Below are 19,318 nucleotides of genomic sequence, written 5' to 3' on the forward strand. Positions count from 1 at the left end.
CCCCACTCTTGGACCAGGTCAGGGGAAGGTATCAGGGGCGCTGCGGTGTGTGTAATCATCAAAATCCCACTGTGGGGCGTGGAGGTCGGGCGGGAAATACTGTGAATATGGTAACTTAAAAGTGTTGGCGTATGTCAACATTTTAAGGCCTACGCCGAATGGCCGGGCAGATGTTGCGCCAGGCGGGCAAACACATCGGGTTCGCGCATGCGCGCCATCCACCAGCGCAGCGCGGCGCCATCCTCGCCCACTCTCCAGGCCAGGTAAAACGTTTCCGACGGTTTCGGCTCTTCCACGGCCTTTTCCACCAGCAAGCCACGCGCGATGGCGGCGCGCGCACACGGCCCCGGCAGGAAGCCAAAGCCCAGCCCCAGCACCTGGTAATCGAACTTGACCTGCATGTTCGGCACGCTCAAGGCATCTTGCCCCAGCAGCAGCCCCACCGTGCGCGGCGCCATCTGGCGCGCCGAATCGGCCACCACCACGGCCCGGTGCTGCTGCAAATGGCCGCGCGACAAGGGTTCGGCCACCTGCGCCAGCGGATGCGTGGGCGCCACGGTAAAGACGAAGTCGAGCATGCCGATCGGCTGCGCGATATAGCCGCCGCCCGCCGGCCCGTCGCCTGGCGCGCCCACCAGCAAATCGGCGCGCCGGTCCAACAGCGCTTCCCAAGTGCCCGACAGGGTGTCTTGCGACAGGCGCAAGCGCGTCTGCTGCGCCACGTCGTAAAAGGCGCGCACGTCGTCGGCCAGGGCCACGGCGGAAAACATGGAATCGATGCCGATGGACAATTCCGTTTCCCAGCCGGACGCCACCCTGCGCACGCGGTGCTCGAGGTCCTGCGCCGCCTTCAGCAAATACCTGCCCTCTTTCAGCAATTCCTGGCCAGCCGCCGTCAGCATGACTTTCGGGCCATTGCGCTGGAACACCTGCACGCCCAGGTCGTCCTCGAGCTTGGCCACCGTATAGGAAATGGTGGACGGGACTTTATGCAACTCCTTGCCGGCCGACGAGAACGATCCACGGCGGTCGATGGCGTCGACGATTTGCAGCGCTTCCAGGCTCAGTCTTAACATTCGATTTTTTCGATCATAGGTCGCAAGATTTTCCGTTTTTCTTTCTCTTCTGAGGCGCCTATACTTTGTTCATCGTACAGCGAAGGGCAGAGAGAAGCCAAGGCATAGCGCCAGGCAACGGTCCTTCGAAATTATCGCACATTAACCTTTAGAAACGGAGTCCACCATGTTACAGATTCGTCATAGCGAAGAACGCGGCGCCGCCAACCACGGCTGGCTCAATTCCCACCACAGCTTTTCCTTCGGCAGCTACCACGATCCGCTGCACATGGGCTTTGGTCCCCTGCTGGTGATCAATGAAGACCGGGTCACGCCAGGCCAGGGTTTCGGCACGCACGGCCACCGCGACATGGAAATCATTTCGTATGTACTCGACGGCGCGCTCGAACACAAGGACAGCATGGGCACCGGTTCCGTGCTGCACTACGGCGATGTGCAGCGCATGAGCGCCGGCAGCGGCGTGCGCCACAGCGAGTTCAACCATTCAAACACGGATGGCTTGCACTTCCTGCAGATCTGGATCCAGCCGAACGTGACGGGCATTCCCCCCAGCTATGAAGAGAAACACTTCACGCCGGAAAGCAAACGGGGCAAGCTGCGCTTGATCGCCTCGTCCGACGGCCGCCAGGGTTCCGTGCTGATCCACCAGGATGCGGCCATCTACGCCAGCATCCTGCAGGAAGGCGAGCAGGCCGAACATGCGCTGGAAGAAGGCCGCCTCGCCTACGTGCACCTGATCCGCGGCAGCCTGGTCGTCAACGGCACGCCCTTGAAAGCGGGCGATGCGCTGAAACTGACGCAGGAAGCGGCCGTGATCCTCACGCAAGCAGAGGACGCAGAGTTTCTGGTCTTCGATTTACCGAAATAATTGATAAATACAAAGAAAGAGAAAATCATGGAAAACAGAACCAACGTATTGCTGCCCCTCGGCCGTGCCGCCCTTGGCGTGCTGTTCTTTGTCTCGGGCTTGCTGAAAATCGGCGGCTTTGCGGGGGTGGCCGGCTACATGGCCAGCCAGGGCTTGCCGATCGCCAATATCTTGCTGGTGGGCGTGATTGTGCTGGAAGTGGGCGGCGGCCTGCTGCTGATCACGGGGTGGCAGGCGCGCTGGGCGGCGCTGGCCCTGGCGCTGTTCCTGATTCCGACCACCGTGATCTTCCACGCCTTCTGGAGCGCCGATGCGGCCCACTTCCAGGACCAGCTGACGAACTTCCTGAAGAACCTGTCCATCTTCGGCGGCATGCTCTTGCTGGTGGAGCGCGGCTTTCGCCAGACCAAGTGAGGCCAAGGCTGCCTGACCGGACGGACCCGTCATCGACGCGTCCCGTCCGGCCGTCCGGCCGGCAGCCTGTCATCGTTTTGTCATCAAGCTGACATGGCGCTGTCACATACGCTGACTATCATGCGGTTGCCTTTAAATCACGCAACCACAGGACATCGCAGCCCATGAACAAGCCCAACGATCTGGCCATCCGCGCCACCGATCTGAACGACATCGACAGCAACGCGTCCCACGACAACCATTTCAACAGCATCCTGAACGCCCGCCTGAGCCGCCGCAACTGGCTGCGCGGCAGCGCCGTCACGGCCGCTACCGCCGTCATGGGTTCGATGGGCCTGTCCGCCTGTGGCGGTGGCAGCGATGCGGTCGCCGTCACGCCGACGCCAACGCCGACACCCGAAAAACTGCTGGCCTTCACGGCCGTGCCGAAAAGCCTGGCCGACGTCGTGTCGGTGCCGGCCGGCTACACGGCCACCGCGCTGTATGCGCTGGGCGACTCGCTGCGCGCGGCCACGCCAGCCTACAAGAATGACGGCAGCGATACCGATTTCGACAACCGCGCCGGCGACCACCACGACGGCATGGAATACTACGGCCTGTCCGCCGCCGGCGCGCCGCTGGCCTCCGGCGCCGAACGGGGCTTGCTGGCGATGAACCACGAAGCGACCACGGACGAAAAACTGTCCTCGCACTTCCTGCACGTGAATGGCGGCACCACCACGCTGCCGCGCCCCGCCGCCGAAGTCGACAAGGAAGTGGCCGTCCACGGCCTGAGCGTGGTGGAAGTCAAAAAGACGGGCAGCACCTGGGCCACCGTCAACGATTCCGCCTTCAACCGCCGCGTCACGCCGCTGACGGACATCGAGCTTGCCGGCCCCGTGCGCGGCAACGCCCTCGTGGTGACCAAGTATTCGCCGACCGGCACCAAGACGCGCGGCACCATCAACAACTGCGGCACGGGCAAGTCGCCCTGGGGCAGCTACCTCTCCGGCGAAGAAAACTGGGCCGGCTACTTCACGCGCTCGGCCACCGACAACGCGGCGCGCGGCGACAAGTCCGTGGTGTCGCTGAACCGCTATGGCCGCAGCCAGGGCGGCGCCTCGCGCCACGGCTGGGAAACGGGCGGCAGCGATGACAAATACGCGCGCTGGAACCTGAGCAAGATCGGCGCATCGGCCGACGGCAGCGACGACTACCGCAATGAGCTCAACGGCATGGGCTACATCGTCGAAATGGACCCGTACGACAAGACCAAGGCGATCCGCAAGCGCACGGCGCTGGGCCGCTACGCGCACGAAAGCGCCGCCTTCAGCGTGCCAACCGTGGGCCAGCAGCTGGCCGTCTACATGGGCGACGATTCGCGCAACGAATACATCTACAAATTCGTCACGACGGCCGTCTGGGCCGCCGCGGATGCGACGCCTGCGGACCGTATCGCCACCGGCGACAAATACCTCGATTCGGGCAAGCTGTACGTGGCCAAGCTGGCCGCCGACGGCACGGGCCAGTGGATCGAGTTGTCCCTGTCGAACGCGCAGATCCAGACGTACGGCGCCTACAAGTTCGCCGACCTGGCCGACGTGCTGGTCAATGCCCGCCTGGCGGCCGACGCCGTGGGCGCGACGAAGATGGACCGTCCGGAATGGTGCTCGGTCAACCCGGCCAATGGCGAAATCTATTACACGCTGACCAACAACTCGAACCGCACCGTCAATCCGAGCGGCTCGTCGCAGCTGGCGCCCGACAGCGCCAACCCGCGCGCCTACACGGACATGAAGGGCAGCAGCGCGCAGAACGGCAATCCGAACGGCCATATCATCCGCTTCAAGGAAGGCACGGGCGCGGCGGCGGCCACCAGCTTTACGTGGGACGTCTACCTGTTTGGCGCCGAGAGCGGCGCCGACGCCAGCAAGATCAACCTGTCGAACCTGACGGCCGACCAGGATTTCTCGAGCCCGGACGGCCTGGCCTTCAGCCCCTACACGGGCATCTGCTGGATCCAGACGGACGATGGCGCGTACACGGACGTGACCAACTGCATGATGCTCGCGGCCATCCCCGGCAAGGTGGGCGACGGCGCCAAGTCCACCCTGAACTACGCCACGGCGGCCGGCGGCAACCTGGCGGTCGACACCTTCATCGGCAAGAAACCCACGGCCGACACGCTCAAGCGCTTCCTGGTGGGGCCGGTCGGCTCGGAAATCACGGGCATCAGCGAAACGCCCGACGGCAAGACCATGTTCATCAATATCCAGCATCCGGGCGAAAACACCGCGCTGGCCAACATCGGCGATCCGTCCAAGTACACGAGCCAATGGCCGGCCAACGCCGGTTACGGCGCCGGTAAGCGTCCCCGCTCGGCCACCATCGTGATCACCAAGAACGACGGCGGCCGCATCGGCAGTTGATGTGACGTGCCTGGCGGCGGCATCCGCCAGGCATAGCCCGCCATCGACCTTGTAAAAGGAGGAAGTGCCCCTAAGTAAGGTTCATCACCAGACATTGCAACGACCGAATGGCAGCCAGGGAAAACGTTTCCCTGCTTTTTGGTATGATGGCAAGGCGCGCCGGCACCGGAGTGGTGTCGCGCGCCTTTTATTTTTGACAATTACTTATATGAGCACAACCATGCAAAGCGGCGCAGACCTCCTGGCGACAGGCGAATTGGATTACACGACTTCCTGCGCACTGCCGACGCCGTGGGCCCAGTTCACCCTGCACGCCTTTGTCGAGCACGCCACGGGCAAGGAACACCTGGCCATGGTGCTGGGCGATATCGGCAACGGCGAACCGGTGCTGGCGCGCGTGCATTCCGAGTGCCTGACGGGCGACGTGCTGTTTTCCCAGCGCTGCGACTGCGGTGCCCAGCTCGAAGGCGCCTTGAAACGCATCGCCGAGGAAGGCCGCGGCATCTTGCTGTACCTGCGCCAGGAAGGGCGCGGCATTGGCCTGATCAATAAAATCCGCGCCTACCGCCTGCAAGAGGCGGGCGCCGACACGGTGCAGGCGAATGAACAGCTGGGCTTCAAGGCCGACGCGCGCAACTACACCTTGTGCAAACCCATGTTTGCGCAATTCGGCATCCACAGCCTGCGTTTGATGACGAACAACCCGCGCAAGATCGCGGCAATGGAAGCGCTGGGCATCACGGTGGCCGAACGGGTGCCGCTGCTGGTCAACCGCAATGCGTTCAACCAGCACTACCTGAATACCAAGCAAAGCAAACTGGGCCACATGATGACGCCGGAAACGGCGCCGGCGCTGGAAGACGGCGCCCTGTAATTGCCAAGCGGCTAGCCGCGCCGGCGCGGCAGCGCGCCCCCCGTTTCGCTCCTGCTCACGCACAAAGGATGCATGAAATTCTCTGACTACGCCTGCTTGCTGGCCAGCCTGTGCGCTGGCGCAGGCGCCCACGCGGCCCCGGCCCCGGCGCCGGCGCCAGCCGCGGCCACCGCCGCTTCGACTCCCCCCGCCAAGCCGCCGCCGGCCACCGCCGCGCCTGCCGCCACCGAACATGCGGCCCTGCCGCCGCCCTCGTCGGCCGCGCAAAAACTGTACACGGCCGCGCGCGCCGATATTTTGCAAGTGCGCGTGCTGCTGAAAAACGGCCGCACGCAGTCGTCCGTCGGTTCGGGCTTTTTGATCGGCACGGGCGACCTGGTGGTGAGCAACTATCACGTCGTGTCGCAATTCGCCCTCGACCCGGACACCTATGTGGGCGAATGGGTCGACACCAGCGGCCAGCGGGGCAATGTGGAATTGCTGGCCGTCGACGTGCTGCACGACCTGGCCGTGCTGCGCGTGAACCGCCATGGCACGGGCTTTTTCAAGATGCCGGAAGCGCTGGCACCGCTGACGCAGGGCCAGTACCTGTATTCGATGGGCAACCCGCTGGACCTGGGTTTCGCCATTTCGGAAGGTTCGTACAACGGCGTCGTCACGCGCAGCTTCTACGACCAGCTGATGTTTACGGGACCGATCAATTCCGGCATGAGCGGCGGCCCCAGCGTCACCGCGAATGGCGACGTCGCGGGCGTGAACGTGTCAAAACGCCTCGACGGCGAACTCGTCAGTTTTCTCGTGCCGGCCCGCTATGCCCAGCAATTGCTGGCCAAGGTGGCGCAGCAAGGCAAGCCGCCGAAAGACTTCAAGCCGCTGGTGACGGCGCAACTGCTGGCGCACCAGGACGTCATGCTGGCGCGCCTGCTCGACACGCCGTTGAGCCTGAAAGCCATGGGCCCGTACCGCGTGCCCGTGCGCGAGTCCGACCAGATGCGCTGCTGGGGGCGCTCCAACGTCAAGTCCGACAAGCCTTATTTGCTCGACAACACCAGTTGCGCCATGGAGTCGGCCATCTTCATTTCCGGCGCCCTGCAGACGGGGCAGGTGTCGATGCGCCACGAATTCCTGCGCAGCAGCGAACTGGGTCCGCTGCGCTTTTCCGAGCTGGCCAGCGCATCGTTCAAGAATGAAAGTTTCGGCAGCTACAAGAGCGCACACCTGACAGGCCCCCATTGCACGGAACAGTTCGTCAAGAACAAGACCCTGCCCCTGCGCGCCGTGCTGTGCGTGCGCGCCTACCGCAAGTTTACGGGCCTGTACGACTTTGCCCTGCTGGCCGCCAGCACCGATGAGCCACTGATGAGCCTGCAAAGCCGCATCGACGCGCGCGGCGTGTCCTACGCCAACGGCATGCGCGTCACGCGCACCTTCCTCGAAGCGCTGTCGCGGGAAAGCAGCCGCAAGCCATGAAGCCGCCCTATTACCTTGAAATCCTCGCCGAGAATGGCGAAGTGCAGCGGCGCCAGCGGATGGAGTCCCTGCCGATCCGCATCGGCCGCGGCTATGACAACGACTTCATCCTCGACGATCCGCATACGGCGGCCGAGCACGCCATTGTCGAGGACGATGGCGCAGGCGGCCTGCTGCTGCGCGACCTGGGCAGCTATAACGGCGTGATCCACCGGGGACAGCGGCAAGCGCAAGTGGCCCTGAACGGCAACAGCATCGTGCGCCTGGGCCACACGCGCCTGCGCGTGCGCGCCAGCGACCATCCGGTGGCGCCCGAACTGGGCGACACGACCAGGCACGACTGGGAAGGCTTGCGCCCGGCCGTCGCCGGCCTGGCCATGATCGGCGCTTCGGCCGCCTTCAGCAACTGGCTCAGCGATGCGGACGCCTTCGATCCGATTTCCTACCTGATGATCATCGCCACCGCGCTGGCCGGCGGCCTCGTGTGGTCGTCGATCTGGGCCGTGGCGAACCGTCTGTTCGGCCATGTGGCGCGCTTCGGCCGCCACCTGTTCATCATCGGTTGCGGCTTGGTGGCCATGGAAGTGTGGGAACTGGGCAGCAAGGTGGCGGCGTATGCGTTCTCGCTGGAAGCGCTGACGCGCTACGGACGGCATATGTTCATCGTCATCGTCTGCGCCATGATCTACTACCATTTGTGCACGATCAAGCCCCAGCATCCGCGCCGCTTCGGCCTCGTCGCCGTCGTGCTGGCCATCCTTGGCTCGAGCCTGATTTTGCTGAGCAACCTGCAGATCAGCGGCCGCCTGGCCGACGAGGCGTACATGGCGGCGATCTACCCGCCGGCCTTGCGCCTGAGCCCGGATCACACGACGGATGCCTTCTTCCGCGACGCGGCCAGCCTGCAGCGCGCCGTCGACGCCGAACGGGGCAAGGCGGCCAAGGGCGCCGACGAAGACGAAGACAGCGGCGATTGACGATGCAAGCGCCGCCATGCAAAAAGCCCGCCGTGTCCTGACAGACCGGCGGGCTTTTTTAAGTGCGCCGCGAGGCGCGCAGCGTATCGCTGTTTAGAACTTGGCTTCCTGCTTGCGGCGCGCCGTAAAGCCCAGCAAGCCCAGTCCGACCAGCAGCATGGCGTAGGTGGTTGGCTCAGGGACGGCCGAGATCAAGCCATCGTTGGCGCCGAAGCTGACGAAATTGTTGTTGCCCGCCTTGAACTGCGCTTGCTGGCCGCCATCGCAGCAACCTTCCAGGCCATAAATGCTCAGGGTATGGTTACCGGCCGACAAGGCGCTCGAACCGCTGAGGAACTGGCTGCCATTGTTGTAGTTGCCTGCCCACCACATGTCATTGCTCTTGAAGTCCAGCGCCACGCCGTCGAGGAACAGGGCGCCGCCCTTGCCGAAGTCGACGCCGCTGCGGAAGCTCCAGGCGCCCGCATCGGCCGCGCTGACGCCAAAGTTGATGACGGATTTGAAGGCAATGTTCGAGCCGCTGCCGAACAGGCCGCTGTTGTTGACGTTATCGTAGCTGGCAATCGTCGTCGAGCCATAGCCGGCGCCTGGCGTGGCCACGGCGGCGTTCACGGCGGATTCATAGGCGGCGGCGGAGCTTTGCGCGCCAGCGTTCGAATAGCCGGTGGACACGGTGATGGTGCTGGCGTTCGCGTGGGCAAACGCACCGACAACGATCAGGGACAGGGCGATTTTAGGCAAGTTTTTCATGATGGTATCCAGTAAGTAAGTATTCAGTGGGCGCAGCAAGGGGCGCTGGAGCTGAATACACGCTGCATTGAGGCGTGTCGGCATAGCGCCAGGAATTGCAAGGATGAGCGGTCGGGGGCGTGAACTTCCGCGTGACAATGCGGACTTGCGGCGTGCCATGGCGGCACTGCAAGCGTCCTGGAAAGGGTTCGGGTTCCCGGGACAAGGCCAGACAATTGACGGGTCAGGTAAGACGATGAAGCTATTCTAGCGTAAATTCCCCAGAAGAAAAGTATTTTTCTTTTGACCATGAAAGATATTTTTCTGGCAATCACCTGCCCGGCGGCAGAAAAGCGCCAGCTTCCACTCTGGCGCGACGGCCATCTGCGGCGCGCGGCATGTCGCGGCGGCACCACAGATCAGGCCGTCAGTGTCGCATCGCGCGCATTTCTTTTCGCATGCCGCTGCACCACGGGGCGAAACAGCATGGCAAAATGTAGTCACGCTGCTATCTGTCCGATGAGGGGGAAAGAGGAATGGTCGACCTGGAAGAACTACGCTATCTGGCACTGTCGTTTCCCGACACGAGCGAGGAAGAACACCACGACCGTCCAGCCTTCCGCGTGGGCGGGAAGATCTTTGCCACCCTGCCCGATGACGAGCACATCAACGTGCTGCTCGATGCGGAAGCGGCGCATATCGCCACCGTCATTACGCCATCGGGCTGCGAGAAACTCTGGTGGGGCGAACGGCTGGCCGGCATCACGGTGTGCCTGGCGGACGCGGAGCTGGACATGCTGGCCGCCGCCCTGACGGCCGCCTGGCGGCGCAAGGCGCCGAGCGACCTGGCCAAGACCATCGCCCCGACGGGCTAAGTAACCCCCAATAAATTATTGTGATTTCTGACTGCCATAATCGGCGCTCTGCAAGGTGGCCGACGAGGCTTGCTCACTGCTAGCAGTGCCCGCACTGCGTCGCAGCGAGCGCCTTGCATAGCATCCGGTTCTGTTCGTCATAAATTCACACTAATTTCCCGAGGATTACTTAGCTACATCGGCCAATTGCGCAGCAGCAAGCCCACCATTTGCTGCAATTGCTCACGCGAGACGCCGGCGGCCGCCTGGATGGCCATGCCCTGCGACAAGGTCACGACAAAGCGCGCCTGCTGCTCCGGGCAGGAATCGGGCGGCAAATCCCCCTCCTCCTTCGCGCGCCGCAAGCGGTCGCGCAACTTGATTTCACCGCGCAGGCGGCGCGCGAACAATTCATCGCGGATCGGCAAGGCGTCGTCGCTGCAGGCCAGCGCCGCATTGACGCCCATGCAGCCGTGCGGGCCGTCCGGCATGGTTTGCGCGTCGACATACTGCGTCAGCAGGGCTTCCACCACCTGGCGCGCCGTCGGCTGTTCCAGCGCCGCATCGAAAAACCGCATGCGCGTATCGCTGTAGCGCTCGAGCGCCTTGTGGAACAATTGCTCCTTGTTGCCGAAGACGGCATACAGGCTGGGCCGGTTCATGCCCATGGCCTTCGTCAATTCCGGCAGGGAACTGCCCTCATAGCCCTTTTCCCAGAACACTTTCATGGCGCAATCAAGCGCCTCGTCCGCGTCAAACGTGCGTGGCCGTCCCGTTTTCGCCTTGACGACTTCCTCTTTTTTATCTTGTTTCATACCGTTCGGTAAAAAATTATTGACAACACTGTCTGCCTGCCCTGATTATATACCGACCGGTTAAAAACCTCCCGGCTTTTCAGGAACCCTATGCACACACCTTCCAACACCTCTGCCGACGATACCACCGTGGCGCCGTGGCTGGCCGTCTTATCGGTCGGCATCGGCGCCTTCGCCCTCGTCACCTCCGAATTCCTGCCCGTCGGCCTGCTGCCCGCGATGGCCGCCGAACTGGCCATCAGCAAGGGCCAGGCGGGGCTGATGATCACCACGCCCGGCATCGTTGCCGCGTTCGCCGCCATCTTCGTCACCGTCGGCTCGGGCCGGCTGGACCGCCGCATCGTGCTGCTGGCGCTCACCGCCCTGCTCGTCGCTTCGAACCTGCTGGTGGCGCTGGCGCCCTCGTATGCGTGGATACTGCTGGGCCGCGCCATGCTGGGCGTGGGCGTGGGCGGCTTCTGGGCCATCGGCAGCGCCATCGGACCGCGCCTGGTGGCGCCGCAACATGCGTCGCGCGCCATGTCCATCATCTTCGCCGGCGTCTCGCTGGGCACGGTGGCGGGCGTGCCGGCCGGCGCGCTGGTGGGCGAACTGGTGGGCTGGCGCGTGGCTTTCGGCGCGGCCAGCGCCATCGCCGTGCTGGTCTTCATCGGCCAGCTCTTGCTGCTGCCCAAGCTGCCGCCGACGCAGGCCATCCGCCTGCGCCAGTTGCCGATGATTTTCGGCATCCGCAAGGCCAGGCTGGGCCTGATCGCCACGGCCATGCTGTTTACGGGCCAGTTCGCCGCTTACACGTATATCGCGCCCTTCCTCACGCAAATCTCGCACCTGGCGGCCGGCACGGTCAGCGCCATGCTGCTCGTCTACGGCGCTTCCGGCTTCATCGGCAACCTCGCGGGCGGCTGGGCGGCCGGGCGCTACGAACGGGCCGCGCTGATGGTCACGGGCGCCGTGCTGGGCCTGTCCACCCTCGCCCTGGCCGCGTTCGGCAGCCATTCCGTGACGGCCATGATGCTGGTGGCCGTCTGGGGCTTCGGTTTCGGCGCCATGCCGATCGCCGTGCAGACGTGGATGTTCAAGGCGGCGCCCCACTTGATGGAGGGCAGCAGCGCGCTGTTCGTTGCTATAGTGCAAGTGTCGCTGGCATCGGGCGCCTTGCTCGGCGGCATGGCCGTCGACCGGCTGGGCGTGTCGAGCGCGATGGTGGTGGGCGGCCTGTTCGCCCTCGGCTGCGCCTTGACGATCGCGCTGTTCGGCAAGCCGCAGGCCAGCGCCAAGGCCGGCGCGGCGTGCCCAGCGTCGTAGGGCCGTGGCTTCAGATGCGGCCGCGACGGAATTCGCCGAGGAATTTCGTCACTTCGGACGGCGTCATGGGCACGTCCGCATCGCCGTGATAGGCATACAGGAAGGGCGTGCCGCCCAGGCGGTCCGTCAGCTTGGCAAAGAGTAAAAAGCGGCTGCCCAGCGGATAGCGCTGCAGGTCAACCAGGCGGCGCGAGCACTGCACGGCCAGTTCGGGAGAGAAGGCCTGGCCCGGCACGGGGCGGATTTCCACGCGGCCATGAATCGCGCGCGATTCGACGGCAACATGCCGGTATGCATAAGTATCACGGGCCATGCCGCCACCTTGAATGAAATAAAGGCGCCATCTTAAGCGAAGACGGCGCCTGGCGTATTACCGCGGCACGATGCGCAGCAGTCGGCCATTGTCTTCGTCCGTCAGCGCATACAGGTAGCCATCCGGTCCCTGGCGCACGTCGCGCACGCGCGCGCCGATGTCCAGGCGGTCCTGGCCCGTCACCTTGCCGTTCGCATCGACGGCGATGCGGCGGATATCCTTGGCCGCCAGGCCGCCGCTGAAGATGCTGCCGCGCCAGGCGGCGATCTTGTCGCCCGTATAGACGGCCAGCCCGGACGGGGCCGGCGACGGCACCCAGGCCACGCTGGGATTGAGCATGCCGGGCACCTCATGCTTGCCGACGGGTTCATGCGTCTTGTAGTCGGCGCCGTAGCTTTGCAGGGGCCAGCCATAGTTGCCGCCCGCCACCACCAGGTTCAGCTCGTCGCCGCCGTACGGACCGTGTTCCGTGGCCCACACGCGGCCGGAAACAGGGTCGAGTGCCAGGCCCTGCACGTTGCGGTGGCCGTACGACCAGATTTCCGGCAAGGCCCCCTTGGCGGCCAAGGGATTGCCGGGCGCCGGTTTGCCGTCTTGCGTCAGGCGCAGGATGGAACCCTGGTGCGTGGCGAGGTTTTGCGCCTGCTCGCGCGCCAGGCGGTCACCGATGCGCAGCGGCGGATTGCCGCCGTCGGCCACGCTCATCAGCAAAGTGCCATCCGGCAGCCACAGCAGGCGCGAACCGAAATGCTGGCCGCCGCTCTTGTCGGTCGCCACCTTGAACAGGGTCTCGATGCCCGTCACCTTCTTGCCATCGAACACGCCGCGCACCAGGGTCGTGCGGTTGGCGTCATTCGTGCCTGTGGACACCGTCATGTAGACGCGCGGGTTCGGCTTGCCCGCATCCTGCGGATGCAGCACGATATCGAGCAAGCCGCCCTGCCCGCCCGTAAACACCGTGGGCATGCCTTCCAGCGCCACGTCCTCGAATGTCTTGCCAGTGAGCAGATGCAAGGTCCCCTGCTTGCTGGTGACGAGCGCGCGGCCCTCGCCCAGCCAGGCGATGCCCCACGGCTGGCGCACGCCCTGCGCGACGGTCTCGGCCTTCCAGCCTTGTCTGGCGGCGGGCGGCTCGCCCGTGGCTTGCAGTTCGGCCCAGGCCGCTGGCGCGGCAGTCAATGCCAGTGCAAGCGCGATACCGGTACGGCGTAACTGGAACATGGCGACTCCTGTCGTTAATCGATCAATGGTTGGCGTCTCAGGCGCGCAGCAGCAGGGCCACGGCTTCTGCCGCGATGCCCTCTTCCCGCCCAAGGTAGCCCAGTTTTTCATTTGTCTTGGCCTTGATATTGACCTGGCCCACGGTCACACCGAGGTCTTCGGCCACGTTCGCGCACATAGCGGCGATATGCGGCGCCATTTTCGGACGCTGGGCGATGATGGTGGCGTCGATATTGCCGATGATATAACCGGTCGCTTGCACGCGGCGCACGGCTTCGCGCAGCAGGGTGCGCGAATCGGCGCCCTTGAATTGCGCGTCCGTGTCGGGGAAGTGGCGGCCGATGTCGCCCAGCGCGGCGGCGCCGAAGATGGCGTCCGTAATCGCGTGCAGCAGCACGTCCGCGTCGGAGTGGCCGAGCAAACCGAGGTGATGGGGAATTTTCACGCCGCCGATGATCAGGTCACGGTGCTCCACCAGCGCGTGGCAGTCATAGCCCTGGCCGATGCGAAATGGGAGGTCGGGAGTCGTTGTGTGCATGCAGGTCTTTCTGGAGTCAAGAATGGGCCAAATACAGCTCGGCCGTGTGTATGTCGCGCGGCAAGGTCACCTTCAGGTTGCGCGGGTGGCCCTCGACCAGTTTCGGTGCCAGGCCCAGCGCTTCGACGGCGCTGGCGTCGTCCGTGATCGCCAGCGGATCGGGCGCCTCGGATAGTGCCCGGTGCAGCAAGGCATAGCTGAACATTTGCGGCGTCTGCGCCAGCCAAAGATGATCGCGCGGCACCGTCTGCGCCGACAGGCTGCCCAGCCCGGCCCGCTTGACGGTATCGACCACGGGCAAGGCCAGCAAGCCGCCGGCCGGGTGGTCGCCCACTTCCATGATCAGCTTTTCGATCAGCGCCGGCGTCAGGCCGGGCCGGGCCGCGTCGTGCACCAGCACCTGGTCGTCGGCATCGATGCTGCCGTGCAAGGCTTGCAGCCCGTTCAGGATGCTGTCCATGCGCGTGGCGCCGCCGCAGCGCAGCACGGTGACGCCATGCCCCGCGCCCTGCTCCGGCACGACGGCGTCGATCTGGCCATCCTCGGCGCTGACGACGACATAGGTGTGCGCGATCAGGGGGCTGGCGAGAAAGGCGTCGAGCGCGTGGCGCAGCATGGGCTTGCCGGCGATGGCCAAATATTGCTTGGGACTGCCCGCTTCCATGCGCGCACCCACGCCGGCGGCGGGGATCAGGGCAAAATAACGGACGGTGTTCGATGCTGCGGTCATGCCATTCCTTGTCTAGTTGGCGGGCGCTGTCTTGCCCGACAGGATGTTCTGGATTTCGCCCTTGCACGCCTTGCCCAGGCGCGCATATTCTTGCGGCGAATCGATGGCGGCCTGCAAGGTTTCCACCTTGCGCATTTCCGCCTTGATATACGGCAACCAGCCCGTATCGATTTCGCGCGCCAGCGCCGCCTTGGCCGTGCCGCTGGGCGCGTACAAGGGCCGCGCCTCGAAGCGTCTGGCCAGCGCGGCGCGCACGGTCTTTTCCACGCGCGGCAAGTGTTCCATATAGGTTTTCATGTGCCGCAGCTCGTGCGCGAGTATCTCATCATACGCGCACGTGCCGGGGGCAAATTCGCGGCCGATATAGATCACCACGGGCGCATATGTCAGGCTCACGGTAATCTGCGGCGCCACGCATTCATAGCCGCTGGCCGGGTCTTGCAGCATGGGACCGGCCAGCGCGATGGCCACGCGCGAATCCGTCTTCGTCAGGCCCAGCACCCAGGTGTTCGCGCGCGCCGTGCCCTTCATCACCGTCAGCGCCTTGTACGGCAGATGCGTGTCGATGCTGTAGCCGTTCTGCTGCGCCGTCAGCACGGACACCGTCTTGCTGATCGTGTCTTCGCAGCGCACCTGGAACGGCGTGCGCGCTGCCGCCTGCGCGTCCAGCGCGCCACCGGCCAGCAGCAGGAGGAGAGCCGCGCGCATGTGCGGAATCAGGCCGCTTGCCAGGCGCCGCTGGTAATCTTGTCGAGCCAGAAGATGCCGATGACGGTCTTCACGTCCGTGATCGTGCCATCCCTGACCCAGTCGAGCAGCTGCGGCACGGTGGCCGTAAAGGTTTCCAGGAATTCGCCTTCGTCGAGCTGGCGTTCGCCGGCCACGAGTCCCCGCGCCAGAAACAGTTCCAGGTGTTCGTCGGAATAGGCGATGGCGTTGTGGATGGTGGACACGAATTGCCAGTCGCTGGCCGTGTAGCCCGTCTCTTCCAGCAGTTCGCGCTGGGCGCAGGCCAGGTGCGACTCGCCCGCATCGATTTTACCAGCAGGAAATTCGATGAAGACCCGGTCCAGCGGATAGCGGTACTGGCGTTCCATCAGCACCGTGCCGTCGTCGAGCAGCGGCAGGATGACGACGGCGCCCGGATGCAGCACGAATTCGCGCGCCGTGATCTTGCCGTCCGGCAGTGCAACGCGGTCGCGCTGCACGCGCAGGAAGCCGCCCTGGTAGACGAGCTCGCCGTCGACCTTGGTTTCAATCAATTGCCTATCAGTGGCTTGGGTCTCCATACATTTCCTTATGTTCAATAAAAAACGGCGCCAGAGGCGCCGCTTTCGGAGGATGGTGCCTAGCGGCGTTTACGCAGATAACGAGTCACGAAACCTGGGAAAGCCAGCACCAGGAACAGGCATCCCGTGATGGCATAGAACTCCCACGTCTGCGGGAAACCGTTGCCGATGCGCGCTTCGAGGGCGAACGCCACGGCGCCGACGATGAAGTACAGAATCACCATCTCCAGCAGGCGCAGCGCCAGCGGCTTGCGCCAGCCTTTGCCGTCCTCCACTTGCGCCGCCCTTTTCAGGGGTACGGCGGCAAACAGTTTCTCGTTCAGGAAAGGCAGGTTGGCGCCCAGGATGCCCAGGGCGATCACCAGCCAGCTCGAAGCGGTGACATCCATCGGTCAGGACGCCAGGGTCTTGGTGATGGCGGTCGCGCAGGCAGCCAGGATGCTGTTAGGCATCACACCGAGGGCCAGAACGAACACGCCGTTCAGTGCCAGCACGACGCGCATGTCGCCATGCACGACCAGCGCATTGCTGTCGGTCGGCTCGTCGAACCACATCATTTTCACGACGCGCAGGTAGTAGAAGGCGCCGATCAGCGAGAACAGCACGGCGGCGATGGTCAGCCACAGCTGGCCCGTCGCCAATACCGAAGCGAGCACCGAGTACTTGGCCATGAAGCCCATCAGCGGCGGCACGCCGGCCAGCGAGAACATGAACAGGGTCATCACCAGCGCGAAGATCGGGCTGCGTTTGCCCAGGCCCTTGAAGTCGGCCAGTTCTTCTGCTTCGAAACCATTACGTGCCAACAACATGATCACGCCGAAGGTACCCAGGGTGGTAAACACGTAGGTGATGACGTAATACATCGAGGCGCCGTAGGCGGTGGCTGCGCCGGCCGCATTCAGCGTGTTGTTCGGCGCGTCGACGGTACCGGACAGCAAGCCCAGCAGGACGAAGCCCATTTGCGCGATGGTCGAGTACGCCAACATGCGCTTCAAATTCGTTTGCGCGATGGCGGTGAAGTTACCGATGGCCAGCGACATCACGGCCAGCACCAGCAGCATCTGCTGCCAGTCATGCGCCATCGGCAGCAAGCCTTCAGCCAGCAAGCGCAGGGTGATGGCGAAAGCGGCCAGTTTCGGCGCCGCGCCCAGCAGCAGGGTCACGGCCGTCGGCGAACCTTGATACACGTCAGGCACCCACATGTGGAATGGCACGACGCCCAGTTTGAAGGCCAGGCCCGCGACCAGGAACACCAGGCCGAAGACCATGATGGTGCCGTTGGTCTTGCTGTTTTCCAGCGCCACGCGCAATTCGCCCAGGTCCAGCGTGCCGGATGCGCCGTACAGCATCGAGATACCGTACAACATGAAACCGGAAGCCAGCGCGCCCAGGATGAAGTATTTCATGGCAGCTTCCGTGGCCTTGGCATTGTCACGGCGCAGCGCGATCAGCGCGTACAGCGACAGCGACATCAGTTCCAGACCCAGGTAGATGATCAGGAAGTTGTTGGCCGAGATCATGATCATCTGGCCCAGCAGTGCAAACAGGGCCAGCACGTAGAACTCGCCGCCCAGGTTACCCGACAGCATGCTGCGGTCGGTGGCATAGGCACGCGAGTAGATCAGGGTCAGCGCCACGGCGCCGTACGAGAACAGTTTCAGCAGCTGCGACATCGGGTCCGACACGAACATATTGTGGAACGTGTAGACGGTGGTGCCCGCGTTGAAGTCGCCCACGGTCAGCAAGGCGCAGCCGGCCAGGGTCAGCAAGGACAGCGCATAGGTGATCGAACGCTTCGCCGCAGGCAAGAACATATCGATCAGCAAGAGCGCCGACGTGGCGATCAGCAGAAAGATTTCCGCGTACAGCGGTACCAGATTAGGTGCATTAGTCATGTTATCGGTCTTCTATTTAAGGCAACTTGCTGATGGCGACATGCTGCAGCAGGTCGGCAACCGAAGTTTGCATCGTGTCGGTGAACGGGGCTGGGTACAGACCCATCACGAGCACGGCGATGGCCAGCACAGCAAGCATGAAGAATTCACGTTTGTTGATGTCGGTCAATTCGGCCACGTGCTTGTTCTTGATCTTGCCGAACACCACGCGCTTGGCCATCCACAGCGAGTACGCCGCGCCCCAGATCAATGCCGTTGCAGCCAGCAAACCGATCCAGAAGTTGTATTGCACCGCGCCCAGGATCACCATGAACTCGCCGACGAAGCCGGACGTCGCTGGCAGACCGCAGTTGGCCATCGAGAACAGCACGAAGAAGGCGGCAAATTTCGGCATGCGGTTCACGACGCCGCCGTAGTCGGCGATGTTGCGGGTATGCATGCGGTCATACAGCACGCCGATGCACAGGAACATCGCGCCGGAGATGAAGCCGTGCGAAACCATCTGCACGATACCGCCCTGCACCGAAATGTCGTTGAACATGAAGAAGCCCAGGGTGACGAAACCCATGTGCGCGATCGACGAATAGGCGACCAGTTTTTTCATGTCGGTTTGCACCAGGGCAACCAGACCGATGTAGATGACGGCGATCAGCGACAAGGCGATCATGAAGCCCGACAGGTAGTGGCTGGCGTCCGGCGTGATCGGCAGCGAAAAACGCAGGAAACCATACGCGCCCAGTTTCAGCATGATGGCGGCCAGCACGGCGGAACCGCCCGTCGGCGCTTCCACGTGGACGTCCGGCAACCACGTATGGACGGGGAACATCGGCACTTTCACGGCAAACGCCATCAGGAAGGCCAGGAAGATGAATATCTGTTCATTCATCGACAGCTTGAACGCATGCCAGGCCAGGATATCGAAGGTGCCCGACACATTGCGCAGGTAGATGATGGCAACCAGGGTCAGCAGCGAACCGAAGAAGGTGTACAGGAAGAACTTGAACGACGCGTACACGCGGTTCGAACCGCCCCAGATACCGATGATGATGAACATCGGGATCAGGGTTGCTTCAAAGAAGAAGTAGAACAGCAAGCCGTCCAGTGCGCAGAACACGCCGATCATCAGGCCCGACAGGATCAAAAACGAGCCCATGTACTGGGCGATGCGCTTCTCGATCACTTGCCAAGCCGAAATGACGACGATGACCGTGATGAAGGCCGTCAGCGGCACGAACCACAGCGACAGGCCGTCGATACCCAGCGAGTACCAGATATTGAAGGTTGCTATCCACGGCGCTTTTTCGACGAATTGCATGCCGTGCGCGGCGTTGTCGAAATGCTGGATCAGCGGCAAGGTGCACAGCATGCTGAGCACGGCGCCAGCCAGCGACAGCCAGCGGGTAAAGCCCGCTTTGCTGTCACGGCCAAGAGCCAGGATCAGGACGCCGCAAATGATCGGCACCCAGATCGACAGACTCAGGTAAGGAGGTAGTGTAGAAATCGTAGACTGCATCATGGTTCTCAGTATTCTTTTATCAGGTC

The 19,318-nt window shown here is 63.5% G+C and carries 20 protein-coding genes; 8 read left to right on the plus strand and 12 right to left on the minus strand.

Annotated features, from left to right (window positions below):
* Positions 1–149: 149 nt before the first annotated feature.
* Positions 150–1,076, minus strand: a complete 927-nt coding sequence (locus D9M09_RS18090; RefSeq protein ID WP_070224088.1) for a LysR family transcriptional regulator — start codon at positions 1,074–1,076, stop codon at positions 150–152.
* 166 nt (positions 1,077–1,242) lie between these two features.
* Between D9M09_RS18090 and D9M09_RS18095 the strand changes: the two genes are divergently transcribed.
* From D9M09_RS18095 to D9M09_RS18120, 6 genes are all read left to right on the plus strand, one after another.
* The gene (locus D9M09_RS18095; RefSeq protein ID WP_070311375.1) at positions 1,243–1,944 is read left to right on the plus strand and encodes a pirin family protein; all 702 of its coding nucleotides are present in this window, start codon (positions 1,243–1,245) and stop codon (positions 1,942–1,944) included.
* Positions 1,945–1,971: 27 nt separating this feature from the next.
* Positions 1,972–2,358: a DoxX family protein gene (locus tag D9M09_RS18100; protein ID WP_070311373.1), complete on the plus strand. Its 387-nt coding sequence runs from the start codon at positions 1,972–1,974 to the stop codon at positions 2,356–2,358.
* A gap of 164 nt (positions 2,359–2,522) precedes the next feature.
* On the plus strand, positions 2,523–4,766 hold the full coding sequence (locus D9M09_RS18105) for a PhoX family protein (RefSeq protein WP_121670061.1): 2,244 nt from the start codon (positions 2,523–2,525) through the stop codon (positions 4,764–4,766).
* A 220-nt stretch (positions 4,767–4,986) separates the two neighbouring features.
* Positions 4,987–5,640, plus strand: a complete 654-nt coding sequence (gene ribA, locus D9M09_RS18110) for a GTP cyclohydrolase II (RefSeq protein ID WP_070224093.1) — start codon at positions 4,987–4,989, stop codon at positions 5,638–5,640.
* Between the two features lie 72 nt (positions 5,641–5,712).
* Positions 5,713–7,110: a S1 family peptidase gene (locus D9M09_RS18115; RefSeq protein ID WP_121670062.1), complete on the plus strand. Its 1,398-nt coding sequence runs from the start codon at positions 5,713–5,715 to the stop codon at positions 7,108–7,110.
* On the plus strand, positions 7,107–8,087 hold the full coding sequence (locus tag D9M09_RS18120) for an FHA domain-containing protein (protein WP_121670063.1): 981 nt from the start codon (positions 7,107–7,109) through the stop codon (positions 8,085–8,087). The genes D9M09_RS18115 and D9M09_RS18120 overlap by 4 nt, the downstream gene beginning before the upstream one ends.
* Before the next feature lie 93 nt (positions 8,088–8,180).
* Here the strand turns inward: D9M09_RS18120 and D9M09_RS18125 are convergent, their stop codons facing one another.
* Positions 8,181–8,837, minus strand: coding sequence for a CCXG family PEP-CTERM protein (locus D9M09_RS18125; RefSeq protein WP_070224184.1), 657 nt, complete (start codon positions 8,835–8,837; stop codon positions 8,181–8,183).
* A gap of 515 nt (positions 8,838–9,352) precedes the next feature.
* On the opposite strand from D9M09_RS18125, the gene D9M09_RS18130 reads away from it, so the two are divergent.
* The gene (locus D9M09_RS18130) at positions 9,353–9,691 is read left to right on the plus strand and encodes an MmcQ/YjbR family DNA-binding protein (RefSeq protein WP_046683867.1); all 339 of its coding nucleotides are present in this window, start codon (positions 9,353–9,355) and stop codon (positions 9,689–9,691) included.
* Between the two features lie 173 nt (positions 9,692–9,864).
* Here the strand turns inward: D9M09_RS18130 and D9M09_RS18135 are convergent, their stop codons facing one another.
* A complete protein-coding gene (locus D9M09_RS18135; RefSeq protein ID WP_070224096.1) occupies positions 9,865–10,485 on the minus strand; it encodes a TetR/AcrR family transcriptional regulator in 621 nt (206 codons plus the stop codon).
* 90 nt (positions 10,486–10,575) lie between these two features.
* On the opposite strand from D9M09_RS18135, the gene D9M09_RS18140 reads away from it, so the two are divergent.
* On the plus strand, positions 10,576–11,790 hold the full coding sequence (locus D9M09_RS18140) for an MFS transporter (RefSeq protein ID WP_121670064.1): 1,215 nt from the start codon (positions 10,576–10,578) through the stop codon (positions 11,788–11,790).
* Positions 11,791–11,800: 10 nt separating this feature from the next.
* Here D9M09_RS18140 and D9M09_RS18145 read toward each other — a convergent pair whose 3' ends face one another.
* Genes D9M09_RS18145 through D9M09_RS18185 form a run of 9 tightly spaced genes read right to left on the minus strand, consistent with a single transcriptional unit; the run spans position 11,801 to position 19,292 of the window.
* Positions 11,801–12,103, minus strand: coding sequence for a hypothetical protein (locus tag D9M09_RS18145; protein ID WP_070288747.1), 303 nt, complete (start codon positions 12,101–12,103; stop codon positions 11,801–11,803).
* A gap of 57 nt (positions 12,104–12,160) precedes the next feature.
* A complete protein-coding gene (locus D9M09_RS18150; RefSeq protein ID WP_070288748.1) occupies positions 12,161–13,324 on the minus strand; it encodes a PQQ-dependent sugar dehydrogenase in 1,164 nt (387 codons plus the stop codon).
* A 37-nt stretch (positions 13,325–13,361) separates the two neighbouring features.
* A complete protein-coding gene (gene ispF / locus D9M09_RS18155; protein WP_070224100.1) occupies positions 13,362–13,862 on the minus strand; it encodes a 2-C-methyl-D-erythritol 2,4-cyclodiphosphate synthase in 501 nt (166 codons plus the stop codon).
* Between the two features lie 16 nt (positions 13,863–13,878).
* Complete coding sequence (ispD, locus tag D9M09_RS18160; RefSeq protein WP_121670065.1) at positions 13,879–14,592, minus strand: 2-C-methyl-D-erythritol 4-phosphate cytidylyltransferase; 714 nt, start codon at positions 14,590–14,592, stop codon at positions 13,879–13,881.
* 12 nt (positions 14,593–14,604) lie between these two features.
* Positions 14,605–15,300 carry a hypothetical protein gene (locus tag D9M09_RS18165; RefSeq protein WP_070311359.1) on the minus strand — a complete coding sequence of 232 codons (696 nt, stop codon included), beginning with the start codon at positions 15,298–15,300 and terminating at the stop codon, positions 14,605–14,607.
* Positions 15,301–15,308: 8 nt separating this feature from the next.
* On the minus strand, positions 15,309–15,881 hold the full coding sequence (locus tag D9M09_RS18170; protein ID WP_070311357.1) for an NUDIX domain-containing protein: 573 nt from the start codon (positions 15,879–15,881) through the stop codon (positions 15,309–15,311).
* Between the two features lie 59 nt (positions 15,882–15,940).
* A complete protein-coding gene (locus D9M09_RS18175) occupies positions 15,941–16,270 on the minus strand; it encodes a DUF2818 family protein (protein ID WP_070311355.1) in 330 nt (109 codons plus the stop codon).
* 3 nt (positions 16,271–16,273) lie between these two features.
* A complete protein-coding gene (nuoN, locus tag D9M09_RS18180; RefSeq protein WP_070311353.1) occupies positions 16,274–17,776 on the minus strand; it encodes an NADH-quinone oxidoreductase subunit NuoN in 1,503 nt (500 codons plus the stop codon).
* A 16-nt stretch (positions 17,777–17,792) separates the two neighbouring features.
* Entirely contained in the window at positions 17,793–19,292 is a 1,500-nt protein-coding gene (locus tag D9M09_RS18185; protein WP_070288755.1) for an NADH-quinone oxidoreductase subunit M, read from the minus strand.
* Positions 19,293–19,318: the final 26 nt, after the last annotated feature.

It is taken from the genome of Janthinobacterium agaricidamnosum, assembly GCF_003667705.1.
In the GTDB taxonomy this organism is placed as follows: Bacteria; Pseudomonadota; Gammaproteobacteria; order Burkholderiales; family Burkholderiaceae_D; genus Janthinobacterium.

Coding starts and splice junctions, on each gene's coding strand:
- D9M09_RS18090 (WP_070224088.1), bottom strand. CDS start 1,076: ATGTTAAGACTGAGCCTGGAAGCGCTGCAAATCGTCGACGCCATCGAC.
- D9M09_RS18095 (WP_070311375.1), top strand. CDS start 1,243: ATGTTACAGATTCGTCATAGCGAAGAACGCGGCGCCGCCAACCACGGC.
- D9M09_RS18100 (WP_070311373.1), top strand. CDS start 1,972: ATGGAAAACAGAACCAACGTATTGCTGCCCCTCGGCCGTGCCGCCCTT.
- D9M09_RS18105 (WP_121670061.1), top strand. CDS start 2,523: ATGAACAAGCCCAACGATCTGGCCATCCGCGCCACCGATCTGAACGAC.
- ribA (WP_070224093.1), top strand. CDS start 4,987: ATGCAAAGCGGCGCAGACCTCCTGGCGACAGGCGAATTGGATTACACG.
- D9M09_RS18115 (WP_121670062.1), top strand. CDS start 5,713: ATGAAATTCTCTGACTACGCCTGCTTGCTGGCCAGCCTGTGCGCTGGC.
- D9M09_RS18120 (WP_121670063.1), top strand. CDS start 7,107: ATGAAGCCGCCCTATTACCTTGAAATCCTCGCCGAGAATGGCGAAGTG.
- D9M09_RS18125 (WP_070224184.1), bottom strand. CDS start 8,837: ATGAAAAACTTGCCTAAAATCGCCCTGTCCCTGATCGTTGTCGGTGCG.
- D9M09_RS18130 (WP_046683867.1), top strand. CDS start 9,353: ATGGTCGACCTGGAAGAACTACGCTATCTGGCACTGTCGTTTCCCGAC.
- D9M09_RS18135 (WP_070224096.1), bottom strand. CDS start 10,485: ATGAAACAAGATAAAAAAGAGGAAGTCGTCAAGGCGAAAACGGGACGG.
- D9M09_RS18140 (WP_121670064.1), top strand. CDS start 10,576: ATGCACACACCTTCCAACACCTCTGCCGACGATACCACCGTGGCGCCG.
- D9M09_RS18145 (WP_070288747.1), bottom strand. CDS start 12,103: ATGGCCCGTGATACTTATGCATACCGGCATGTTGCCGTCGAATCGCGC.
- D9M09_RS18150 (WP_070288748.1), bottom strand. CDS start 13,324: ATGTTCCAGTTACGCCGTACCGGTATCGCGCTTGCACTGGCATTGACT.
- ispF (WP_070224100.1), bottom strand. CDS start 13,862: ATGCACACAACGACTCCCGACCTCCCATTTCGCATCGGCCAGGGCTAT.
- ispD (WP_121670065.1), bottom strand. CDS start 14,592: ATGACCGCAGCATCGAACACCGTCCGTTATTTTGCCCTGATCCCCGCC.
- D9M09_RS18165 (WP_070311359.1), bottom strand. CDS start 15,300: ATGCGCGCGGCTCTCCTCCTGCTGCTGGCCGGTGGCGCGCTGGACGCG.
- D9M09_RS18170 (WP_070311357.1), bottom strand. CDS start 15,881: ATGGAGACCCAAGCCACTGATAGGCAATTGATTGAAACCAAGGTCGAC.
- D9M09_RS18175 (WP_070311355.1), bottom strand. CDS start 16,270: ATGGATGTCACCGCTTCGAGCTGGCTGGTGATCGCCCTGGGCATCCTG.
- nuoN (WP_070311353.1), bottom strand. CDS start 17,776: ATGACTAATGCACCTAATCTGGTACCGCTGTACGCGGAAATCTTTCTG.
- D9M09_RS18185 (WP_070288755.1), bottom strand. CDS start 19,292: ATGATGCAGTCTACGATTTCTACACTACCTCCTTACCTGAGTCTGTCG.